This window comes from Leisingera sp., assembly GCF_034669605.1.
GTDB lineage: Bacteria > Pseudomonadota > Alphaproteobacteria > Rhodobacterales > Rhodobacteraceae > Leisingera.
On the sequence record NZ_JAXMOX010000167.1, the window covers coordinates 1 to 10,586 of the forward strand.

Annotated in this window: 13 protein-coding genes; 6 read left to right on the forward strand and 7 right to left on the reverse strand. The window is 61.9% G+C overall.

Features of this window, described 5'->3' with window-relative positions; all coding sequences use genetic code 11:
* On the forward strand, positions 1-406 hold a 406-nt coding region (locus tag VOI29_RS18215; RefSeq protein ID WP_323781864.1), incomplete at its 5' end, for an ATP-binding cassette domain-containing protein.
* A 94-nt stretch (positions 407-500) separates the two neighbouring features.
* Here the strand turns inward: VOI29_RS18215 and VOI29_RS18220 are convergent.
* Positions 501-2,009 carry a class I adenylate-forming enzyme family protein gene (locus tag VOI29_RS18220; protein ID WP_323781867.1) on the reverse strand — a complete coding sequence of 503 codons (1,509 nt, stop codon included), beginning with the start codon at positions 2,007-2,009 and terminating at the stop codon, positions 501-503.
* A gap of 93 nt (positions 2,010-2,102) precedes the next feature.
* On the opposite strand from VOI29_RS18220, the gene VOI29_RS18225 reads away from it, so the two are divergent.
* From VOI29_RS18225 to aat, 4 genes are all read left to right on the forward strand, one after another.
* Positions 2,103-2,639, forward strand: coding sequence for a PAS and helix-turn-helix domain-containing protein (locus VOI29_RS18225; RefSeq protein ID WP_323781869.1), 537 nt, complete (start codon positions 2,103-2,105; stop codon positions 2,637-2,639).
* Positions 2,640-2,795: 156 nt separating this feature from the next.
* Positions 2,796-3,284, forward strand: a complete 489-nt coding sequence (gene accB, locus VOI29_RS18230) for an acetyl-CoA carboxylase biotin carboxyl carrier protein (RefSeq protein WP_323781872.1) — start codon at positions 2,796-2,798, stop codon at positions 3,282-3,284.
* 9 nt (positions 3,285-3,293) lie between these two features.
* Positions 3,294-4,643: an acetyl-CoA carboxylase biotin carboxylase subunit gene (accC, locus tag VOI29_RS18235; RefSeq protein ID WP_323781875.1), complete on the forward strand. Its 1,350-nt coding sequence runs from the start codon at positions 3,294-3,296 to the stop codon at positions 4,641-4,643.
* A gap of 83 nt (positions 4,644-4,726) precedes the next feature.
* Positions 4,727-5,359 carry a leucyl/phenylalanyl-tRNA--protein transferase gene (gene aat, locus VOI29_RS18240; RefSeq protein ID WP_323781877.1) on the forward strand — a complete coding sequence of 211 codons (633 nt, stop codon included), beginning with the start codon at positions 4,727-4,729 and terminating at the stop codon, positions 5,357-5,359.
* On the opposite strand, the gene VOI29_RS18245 is transcribed toward aat, so the two are convergent.
* The 6 genes from VOI29_RS18245 to VOI29_RS18270 form a co-directional block, all read right to left on the reverse strand.
* Complete coding sequence (locus VOI29_RS18245; protein ID WP_323781880.1) at positions 5,323-5,685, reverse strand: DUF2155 domain-containing protein; 363 nt, start codon at positions 5,683-5,685, stop codon at positions 5,323-5,325. The genes aat and VOI29_RS18245 overlap by 37 nt on opposite strands.
* Complete coding sequence (gene mlaD, locus VOI29_RS18250) at positions 5,685-6,140, reverse strand: outer membrane lipid asymmetry maintenance protein MlaD (RefSeq protein ID WP_323781883.1); 456 nt, start codon at positions 6,138-6,140, stop codon at positions 5,685-5,687. Before mlaD ends, VOI29_RS18245 begins: the two co-directional genes overlap by 1 nt.
* A gap of 24 nt (positions 6,141-6,164) precedes the next feature.
* Entirely contained in the window at positions 6,165-6,551 is a 387-nt protein-coding gene (locus VOI29_RS18255; protein ID WP_323781886.1) for an NADH:ubiquinone oxidoreductase subunit NDUFA12, read from the reverse strand.
* Between the two features lie 135 nt (positions 6,552-6,686).
* Positions 6,687-7,052, reverse strand: coding sequence for a RidA family protein (locus tag VOI29_RS18260; RefSeq protein WP_323781889.1), 366 nt, complete (start codon positions 7,050-7,052; stop codon positions 6,687-6,689).
* Between the two features lie 139 nt (positions 7,053-7,191).
* Positions 7,192-8,460 carry an ATP-dependent Clp protease ATP-binding subunit ClpX gene (gene clpX / locus VOI29_RS18265; protein ID WP_323781893.1) on the reverse strand — a complete coding sequence of 423 codons (1,269 nt, stop codon included), beginning with the start codon at positions 8,458-8,460 and terminating at the stop codon, positions 7,192-7,194.
* A gap of 149 nt (positions 8,461-8,609) precedes the next feature.
* Complete coding sequence (locus tag VOI29_RS18270; protein WP_323781895.1) at positions 8,610-9,242, reverse strand: ATP-dependent Clp protease proteolytic subunit; 633 nt, start codon at positions 9,240-9,242, stop codon at positions 8,610-8,612.
* A 254-nt stretch (positions 9,243-9,496) separates the two neighbouring features.
* Between VOI29_RS18270 and VOI29_RS18275 the strand changes: the two genes are divergently transcribed.
* Positions 9,497-10,504, forward strand: coding sequence for a GlxA family transcriptional regulator (locus tag VOI29_RS18275; protein WP_323781897.1), 1,008 nt, complete (start codon positions 9,497-9,499; stop codon positions 10,502-10,504).
* Positions 10,505-10,586: the final 82 nt, after the last annotated feature.

The following is a 10,586-nucleotide window of genomic DNA, read 5'->3' on the forward strand; positions in this document are numbered from 1 at the left end:
CCTGCAGCTGGCGCAGATAGCGCCGCCCGTTGGCTGGTCTCTGGAGCGTCTGTACGACCTGTTCCCGCGTCTCGGTGAACGGCGCAAGCAGGAAGGCGTGACCTTGTCAGGCGGCGAACAGCAGATCCTGGCGATCGCCCGCGCGCTGGCCCGCGACATCAAGGTGCTGCTCTTGGACGAACCCTACGAGGGCCTTGCCCCGGTGATCGTCGACGAAATCGAAAAGACCCTTATCCACATCAAGGAACAGGGCATGACCACCATTATTGTCGAGCAGAATGCGGTCCGCGCGCTGGAACTGGCTGACCGCGCGGTAATCCTGGATACCGGCGGCATCGTCTTTGACGGCACCGCAGCCGAAGTTCTGGAAAACGAGGAACTGCGCGCCGAATATCTGGCGATCTGAAAAATCATCCCGTCATGCAGGCCTTTCGCTGGCCTGCGCCGGCGGGCTGAGGCCGGCTCTGATCAGGACCGGCCGGTTTTGCCCTCCGGAACGCTTATTGATCCTCCGCCAGACGTTTTCTGAGTTCGGTTTTCAACACCTTGCCATAATTGTTCTTAGGCAGTGCCCCGATGCGGATATAGGCCTTGGGGCGTTTGAAACGAGCTATCCGGCTGTTGCAAAGGTCATCCAGACTGGCATCCGACGCCTCCCCCACGACAAAGGCCACTACCTCTTCGCCCCAGTCCGCATGGGGGCGGCCCACCACCGAAACCTCGCGTACCTCAGGATGCAGCAGCAAGACTTCCTCGACTTCACGCGGATAGACGTTGGAACCGCCGGTGATGATCATGTCCTTGGAGCGGTCCTGCAGGGTGAGGTAGCCGTCGGCGTCCAAAACACCCATGTCGCCGGTCATCAGCCAGCCATCGACCAGTGTCCTGTTAGTGGCCTCCGGGTTATTCCAATAGCCCGGCATCACAACATCGCCGCGCACCATGATCTTACCGTGGCTGCCAGCGGGCAGGAAGTCCCCCTCCGGCGTGCCGATCCGCACCTCAACCACGCTTTGCGCCCTGCCGACACTGGCCAGCCGCTCGCGCCAGCGCGGGTGGCTGCGGTCCTGCACATCGTGGCGCGGCAGCGCGGTGATCGCCATCGGGCATTCACCCTGGCCGTAGACCTGCACGAACTTCGGGCCGAAATGCTCCACCGCCTCCACGATGTCGGCCACATACATCGGCCCGCCTGCGTAAACCACGGTACGCAGCCCCTCGCCCTTGCGGTCCAGCCGCTTGGCTTCCGAGGTCATCCTTGTGACCATCGTGGGCGCTGCAAACATGTGAACTCGCCCGAAATGCGCTGCCAGATCCAGGATCTCCGCCTCGTCAAACCCTCCCGAGACCGGGCAGACATGCGCAGCCCCCGCCAGAACATGCTGAACTGCATAAATCCCCGCCCCATGGCTCATCGGCGCGCTATAAAGCGCCTGATCTGCCGCGCTTACCTGATCCACGTCAGCGAAATAGGCAATTGCCATGGTCATCAGCATCCGGTGGGTGATCATCACCCCCTTGGGCCGCCCGGTGGTGCCGGAGGTATAGAACAGCCAGGCCAGATCTTCGGGCGCGCGGAAAACAGGCCCTGAAACCGGGTCAGCCTGCGCGGCTTCCGCATATTCCGTTCCGGCAGTATCCACACAGCGCAGCTCCGCGCCGGTCCCATCCACCGCCTCAGTCAGGCCGGGCGAAGTGAACACTAGCCTGGCACCGGAGTTCTCCAGAATGAACTCTGCTTCCTTGCCATGCAACTTGGCATTGATCGGCACCGCCGCCGCACCCGCATACCAAATGCCAAAAAGGGCGATCAGATAATCCGGGCAATTCTTCATGAAAATACCGACCCGGTCCCCCGGTTGCACCCCCTGCGCCTGCAGCCAGCCGGCCACCGACGCCGCGCGGGCGTGAAAACCTGAATAGTCTGCAACCTGTTCCTGCCCCAGAAACAACGCAGGCCGCGCCGCGTCCGCCGCCGCCATGCGCTGCAACCACACTGCAATGTTCATCCGCCTATCCCTTCCGGCTTGCCCCTGCGGCGTGTGCCGCGGCTCGCAATCAGCCCCTTCTATTCCGCAGAAAGACCGGGGTAGAAACACCATATGAGCGATCTTGCCTTTGACCATGCCCCTGTGGGCCTTGCCGTGCTGGAACGCCGCGTCATCACGCGGTGCAACCTGCAGTTTGCTGCGACCTTTGGCGGAACCCCCGCAGACTACACCGGTTTGCCGATTGCCGACCTCTACCCCAGCCAGGAGGATTTCAACCGCATCGGCGTCCTGCTCCAGCAGCCCGAGGCCAAAAGCGGCAACTACAGCGACGAGCGTATCATGCGCCGCCGCGCTGGCGCATTGTTCTGGTGCCGGGTGCGCGGCCGCTCGGTCACGCCCGAGGCGCCGTTTCAGACCGGCATCTGGTCGTTCGCCGATATCTCCGAGGACCGCCCCGTAGTCTCGCTCACCCCGCGCGAGCGCGAGGTGGCAATCCTCACCTGCAAGGGGCTGTCGGCCAAGGAAATCGGCCAGCAGCTCGCACTGTCCTACCGCACAGTGGAAAGCCACCGCGCGCATCTGCTGCAGAAATTCGGCGCCCGCAAGCTGCCGGAACTGGTGGCCAAACTGACCGGCATGCCGCTGTGAGATAAAAAACAGTCCGGCAATTGCAAATCCATCAATCTGCCTTCATGTTACAGCCCGGGTCGACGGTGCTTTCCTTGCGGTAATCCTTGCCCTATAAGCGCCCTAATTTCCGGCCCGCCTGCACTGGCGGGCCTGTCGAAATTGGCTGAGGAAAATATGACAAACAAATCTCACGAAGCGGACGTGGCATTCATCAAGGCGCTGGCGGAACTGCTGCGCGAAAACGACCTGACCGAGCTGCAGGTCAAACGGGACTATGGCGACGACGACAGCCTGAATGTGCGTGTCTCCCGCCAGACCGCCATGGCCGCGCCGATGCAGGTTGCCATGCCTGCCGCTGCTGCTGCTGCTCCGATTGAAGCCGCTGCCGCTGCAGCCCCCGCAGCCGCCAGCGAAGACCCGGCCAACCATCCCGGCGCCGTGGCCTCGCCGATGGTCGGCACGGTCTATCTGCAGCCCGAACCCGGCTCGCCCGCCTTCATCTCCGTGGGCCAGAAGGTGAGCGAAGGCGACACCCTGCTGATCGTCGAGGCAATGAAGACCATGAACCATATTCCGGCGCCGAAAGCGGGCACCGTGAAACGCATTCTGGTTGAAGACGGCGCCGCCGTTGAATTCGGAACTCCCCTGGCCATCATCGAGTAAGGATCTGCAATGTTTGACAAGATCCTGATTGCCAACCGCGGCGAGATCGCCCTGCGCGTGATCCGTGCCTGCCGGGAAATGGGCATCAAATCGGTCGCCGTGCACTCCACTGCGGATTCCGACGCTATGCACGTCCGCATGGCTGATGAATCGGTCTGCATCGGCCCGCCGTCCGGCAGCCAAAGCTACCTGTCGATCCCGGCCATCATCTCGGCCGCCGAGATCACCGGCGCCCAGGCAATTCACCCTGGCTATGGCTTTCTGTCGGAAAACGCCAATTTTGTGCAGATCATCGAAGACCACGGGCTGACTTTCATCGGCCCGTCGGCAGCGCACATCCGCATCATGGGCGACAAGATCACCGCCAAGGAAACCGCCTTGAAACTTGGCATTCCGGTTGTTCCGGGATCCGACGGCGGCGTGCCCGATATCGCCGCGGCCAGGAAAGCTGCCGCAGACATGGGCTACCCGGTAATCATCAAGGCCACCGCCGGCGGCGGCGGCCGCGGCATGAAAGTGGCCCTGAACGAAAAAGAGCTGGCCTCCGCATTCTCCACCGCACGTTCGGAAGCCAAGGCTGCCTTTGGCAATGACGAAGTCTACATGGAGAAATACCTCCAGAAGCCGCGTCACATCGAAGTGCAGGTCTTTGGCGACGGCAAGGAGACCGGTGTTCATCTGGCCGAGCGCGACTGCTCGCTGCAGCGCCGCCACCAGAAGGTGTTCGAGGAGGCCCCCGGTCCCAGCATCACCCCGGAAGAACGCGCCCGCATCGGCAAGATATGCGCCGACGCAATTGGCAAAATGGGGTATTCCGGCGCCGGCACCGTGGAATTTCTCTATGAAGACGGAGAGTTCTACTTCATCGAGATGAACACCCGTCTGCAGGTGGAGCACCCGGTGACCGAGGCGATCTTCGGCGTCGACCTGGTGCGCGAGCAAATCAGAGTTGCCGAAGGTCTGCCGCTGTCCTTTACCCAGGACGAACTGGAAATCAACGGCCACGCTATCGAGGTCCGGATCACCGCCGAGAAGCTGCCGAATTTTTCCCCCTGCCCGGGCAAGATCACCCAGTACCACGCCCCCGGCGGATTGGGTGTGCGGATGGATTCGGCGATTTATGACGGCTATTCGATTCCGCCCTACTACGACTCGCTGATCGGCAAGCTGATTGTGCATGGCCGCGACCGGACCGAGGCTCTGGCGCGCCTGAACCGCGCCTTGGGCGAGCTGATCATCGACGGGATCGACACCACCGTGCCCCTGTTCCACGCGCTGCTGCAGGAACAGGATATCCACACCGGCGACTACGGCATCCACTGGCTGGAACGCTGGCTGGAAGAAAACCAGCCCGGCTGACCGGGACACTTCAACGGGGCGCGCCGCCAGGCTGCGCCCCGTTCTACTTTTACCTGATGTTTTCCTTTATACTGCCCAGCACCATGAGCTTGACTGCGGACCTCCTGCTGCACGCCTATTCCGCCGGTGTTTTCCCGATGGCCGAACACCGCGACGACCCCGAAGTGTTCTGGGTCGATCCCAAGCTGCGTGGTATCCTGCCTCTGAACGGGTTCCGCATTTCCCGTTCGCTGGCCAAACGCATCCGCAACGGCGGCTTTGAGGTCACTGTGAACCGGGATTTCGGTGCTGTCGTGGACGGCTGCGCCGACCGGGCCGAGACCTGGATCAACGGGGAAATCCGCGACCGCTATCTGGATCTGCACCTGATGGGCAACGCGCATTCGCTGGAGGTCTGGCAGGATGGCGTTCTGGCCGGCGGCACCTATGGTGTCTCGCTGGGCGGCGCCTTTTTCGGCGAAAGCATGTTCTCGCGCCGCCGCGATGCCTCCAAAGTGGCACTGGCCTATCTGACGGACAGGCTGGTGCAGGCGGGCTACAGGCTGTGCGACACGCAATTCCTGACCGCGCACCTTGCATCGCTTGGCGGGATCGAGATTACCCGTGCGCGATACCAGGCCCTATTACGCGAAGCCCTGAAAACGGATGCCGATTTCACCCGGCCGGCTGTGCCCGGACCTCAGCTGCTGCTGCAGCGCATGACCCAGACATCATAGCGGTTGTGATCCAGCGCGTTCAGCGCCGGGCTGGACGCCACCATCCAGCCCTGGAAATGCGTGGCCCCATCGCCGGAGTCCCGCACGGTCAGATAGGCAAAGGCATCCCCCGTCGGGTTCTCCTTGGGAAAACGGCAGTCCGATACGGTCACCAGCAGGCCGAACATTTCCGAACTGGCTCCGATGGCCACTTCCGCATCCATGGTATGGCCGTTGACCTTGTCCAGCGCTCTCAGCACCGCAGCGCTGCCCTGCGCCGCCGGCCGCTCCTGGCCCCAGGCCGGCATGGCCAGCGCGCAGGCCACTGCCGCCACGACAAAGCGCATCAAGAATCGCCCTCGCCGCCGCCGGCAACAAACTTGACCAGCAGGGAAATCAGGCTGACCGCACCCTGCGTATCTTCGATCTCATCGCCAGCTTCAAAGGCAAAAGGCGAGCCGCCGGGCATAATCTCGACAAAGTTTCCGCCCAGCAACCCTTCGGAGGAGATCACCACCGCACTGTCATCGGGGATCTCAATGCCTTCGTTGACCGAGAACATGGTATCCGCGCGGAAGGTTTCCGGGTTCAGGCCGACGCCGGTCACGGTTCCGATCTTGACCCCGGCCAGCCGCACATCGGTGCCGACACTGACCCCTTCCAGCGACCGGAAAGAGGCCTTCAAGTCATAGGTCGAGCCGCCGCGCGACAGACCGGCCGCCTGGCCGGCATAGACGGCAAAGGCAACAGCAGCCGCCAGCACGACGCCGCCGGCAAAAACTTCGGTAGGATTATGGGACATGAAATCAGCCTTCTGGCAGATGTTTTACTCGGGCACCCAGGCCTCATAGTCGCGGCGCTCCTTGGGTTCCCCGCCTGCGCGGATCGACCCCGCCGGCGCATAGGCCATCATGGTGCCGGTCAGATTTTCCTGATGCGGTTTTTCCCAGGACTTGCGCTTCAAAGGCTTCTCGCTCGGCAGATCGTCAAAGGTGCGGTGCAGCCAGCCGTGCCAGTCCGGACTCACCCGCGAGGCTTCGACTTCACCGTTGAACATCACCCAGCGCTTGCTGTCATCGGCGTTGCGGTAGAACACATTGCCCTGATCATCCTCGCCCACCTTGATGCCTTTACGGGCGGTGAATATCCGGGTGTTCAGGGTGGATCCGTTCCACCAGGTCACAGCGCTCAGAAGAGTGTTCAGGATTCCCATCGGTGCCTCCGGATTTTTCTGTCTCTGATATGGCCCAATTTCCCGCCAAGGTCCAGTGGCTTGCGCCCTCTCAGGGGGACCCCCGGCGGGAATCGGCAGGTTTGCCTCAGCCCCGCTTGCGGGGCTTTTACCGGCTCAGCCTTCCGCCGGTGCCAGCGCCGTCACCTCGATTTCGATCCGGAACTTCGGATCGATCAGGTTGCACTCGATCATTGTTGCCGCGGGCGGATTGGCACCAAAAATCTCGGCCAGGACCGGCCAGCAAGATTCGAACTCCGCTGCATCCGGCAGGTAGTAGTTCACCCGCACCACATCCGCGAAGCTTGCGCCAGCCTTCTCCAAGGCTGCGCCAATGGTGTCCAGCGCCGACCGGCACTGTGCCGCCGCATCATCGCCCTGGCCGACAGTGCCCGCCACATGCACAAACCCGCCTGCCACAACAGCGCGGCAATAGCCGATTTTGGCCTCGAATTCTCCGCCAGACGAAATCCGTTTGATCACTGCCCTACTCCTTCTTGTTAGCTGAAATATCCTGGGGGTTCTGCGGCCCGCCGCTGCATGGGCAGCGCCCTTGTCCATCCCGGCGGAAAAAGCAAACGGCGCGGATAGGACCGCGCCGTTTGCCTCTATTCCTGTGACTTCACCCTGCCGAGGCCGGCTCTTTCTCGGCATCGGCGTGGATCATCAGCGGCTGCGCGTCCGAGGTCACCGCCTCTTCGTTCACAACCACCTTGGTCACGCTGTCCATGCCCGGCAGATCGAACATGGTATCCAGCAGGATATCTTCCATGATCGACCGCAGCCCGCGGGCGCCGGTCTTGCGTTCGATCGCCTTGCGGGCAATCGCGCTCAGCGCCTCTTCGGTAAAGTCCAGCTCGGTGTCTTCCAACTCAAACAGACGCTGATACTGCTTGACCAGGGCGTTCTTGGGCTGGGTCAGGATGATGACCAGCGCGTCCTCGTCCAGGTCTTCCAGAGTTGCCAGCACCGGCAGACGGCCGACAAATTCCGGGATCAGGCCGAATTTCAGCAGATCTTCGGGTTCCAGCTCCTGGAACACCTCGCCGACGCCGCGCTCGTCGTTGTCGCGCACATCCGCGCCAAAGCCCATCGCCGAGCCCTTGCCGCGGGCCGAGATGATCTTGTCCAGACCGGCAAAGGCGCCGCCGCAGATGAACAGGATATTGGTGGTGTCCACCTGCAGGAATTCCTGCTGCGGATGCTTGCGCCCGCCCTGCGGCGGCACGCTGGCCACAGTGCCTTCCATCAGTTTCAGCAGCGCCTGCTGCACGCCCTCGCCCGACACGTCGCGGGTGATCGAGGGGTTTTCCGACTTGCGGGTGATCTTATCGACCTCGTCAATATAAACGATGCCGCGCTGCGCCCGCTCGACATTGTATTCCGACGATTGCAGCAGCTTCAGGATGATGTTCTCGACATCCTCGCCCACATATCCGGCTTCGGTCAGCGTGGTGGCATCCGCCATGGTGAACGGCACATCCAGGATCCGCGCCAGCGTCTGCGCCAGCAAGGTCTTGCCGCAGCCGGTGGGGCCGATCAGCAGGATGTTCGATTTCGCCAATTCGATGTCCGACCCGGCCTTTTGAGCGTGATTCAGACGTTTGTAATGATTGTGCACCGCAACCGACAGCACCCGCTTGGCAGTGGCCTGGCCGATCACATAGTCATCCAGAACCTGGCAGATGTCCTTGGGTGTCGGCACACCATCGGTGGCCTTCAGCCCGGAAGCCTTGGTTTCTTCACGGATGATATCCATGCACAGTTCGACGCATTCATCGCAAATGAACACGGTGGGGCCTGCGATCAGCTTGCGCACTTCATGCTGGCTCTTGCCGCAGAAGCTGCAATAGAGGGTGTTTTTGCTGTCGCCGCCTGAATTCGTCGCCATGGTCTACCTTTCAGTCCGCCCGGTCCGCTGCTCCCGCACCGCGGGGCTTCTCAACTTTCTGCCAGCTTAAGCGAGTGCTTAGGCCGCCACAATGTGAAAGTGCGCCCCAAATCAAACACGGGGCACACGGCTGTTCACATCCGCAGGCCTTAGGCCTGCTCTTCGTCGCCTTTAGCACGGTTTTCCACGATCTCATCGATCAGGCCGAACTCCTTGGCTTCTTCCGGAGACATGAAATTGTCCCGCTCCAGCGCCTCGACGATCTTATCGTATTCCTGGCCGGTGTGCTTGACGTAGATCTCGTTCAACCGCTTCTTCAGCTTCAGGGTTTCCTCGGCGTGGATCATGATATCGGTCGCCTGGCCCTGGAACCCGCCCGAGGGCTGGTGCACCATCACGCGGGAATTCGGCAGCGAGAAACGCATGCCTTTTTCGCCAGCAGTCAGCAGCAGCGACCCCATCGAAGCCGCCTGGCCGATCACCAGAGTCGAAACCTTGGGCTTGATGTACTGCATGGTGTCATAGATCGACAGGCCCGAGGTCACAACGCCGCCGGGCGAATTGATGTACATCGAGATTTCCTTGGACGGATTTTCCGCCTCAAGATGCAGCAGCTGCGCCACGATCAGCGAGCTCATCCCGTCGTGCACCGGACCGTTCAGGAAGATGATCCGCTCCTTCAGCAGGCGGGAAAAAATGTCATAGGCCCGCTCGCCCCGGCTGGTCTGCTCCACCACCATCGGGACCAGGGTATTCATGTACGTTTCTCTGGGATCAATCATTTCGACCTGCCTGCGTTGTTTATGTCCGGCACCATACCCGACCTTGTGTTACCTGAGTCTTAGTATCGCCACTTTTGACCTGCAAGGGGCGGCAGCCATTTTACGTTGCCGCAAAGCTGCATACTGTGTCGCAATCCGTTGGAACGCTGTCGCTATTCTTGGGCTGCGGCGCGCGGCAGCGCCTTAGGAAACAAACTCAAGTCCGAATTCCACCCGCGGAGGCCAAATCCCGGGTGCCGCGCTGGGGGTCCGCAATGGCCGATGACAGTTTTGTTCAGAAAGGCGCCGCCGCCAATCTCGCCGTTCCCTTCGAAGGCGAGCCGCAGGACTTTTATTTCCTGCTGCTGCCGAAGGCGACGATGCTGCCCGTGGCCGCCGCCATCGAACCTTTACGCATTGCCAATCAGGTGACCGGCACCCGGCTCTACCGCTGGTACATCATGACCGAAGACGGCCAGCCGCTGCATTGCTCCAACGGGATGGTGATCACACCGGACACGCCGCTGCAGCCCCTGCCCTCGGATTCGCTGGGCTTTGTCTGCGCCGGCGTGGAGCCGCATAACGCAGCCAGCGAGATCACCCTGAACTGGCTGCGCCGCGAAAGCCGCTTTGGCCGCTCCATCGGCGGCATCTGCACCGGCGCCTTTGCGCTGGCTCAGGCCGGGCTGATCAAGAACCACAAATTCACCCTGCACTGGGAGAACCAGCCGGGGTTTCTGGAGAGCTACCCGAACCTGGAACCGTCGCCCAATATTTTTGAAATCTCCGGCCCGCTGATGACCTGCGGCGGCGGCAATGCCGCGACCGACATGATGCTGCACTTGATCGAGGAGCGCCACGGCAAACAGCTCGCGATCATCGTCGCCGACATGTGCCTGCATGTGCGCTCGGGCGGTCAGGCCGCACCGCAGAAATCCAACTATGCTGTGGCCATCGGCAGCCGCAACCAGCGGCTGCTGAACGCGCTGCAGCTGATGCAGGAATCAATCGAGGAACCGCTGTCGATCGGCGAACTCTGCGACCGGCTCGACATTTCCCGCCGCCAGCTGGAACGGCTGTTCTCGCGCTACCTCAACCAAAGCCCGATGCATGTCTACTTCGACATGCGGCTCAGCCACGCCTTTGCGCTGATGAACGAAACCTCGATGAGCGTCACCGAAATCGCGCTCGCTTCGGGTTTCAACTCAGCCACGCATTTCTCCCGCCAGTTCAAGCGCAAGTTCGGCGCCTCGCCGCATTTCTTCCGCAAAGGCTGGAGCTGACGGGCGGATCGGCCGCCCCGGCTGCCGGCCCCGCAGGAAAAAGGGCACCAGCGGCGCCCCCTGCCAGTGTCCAAGACGTCAG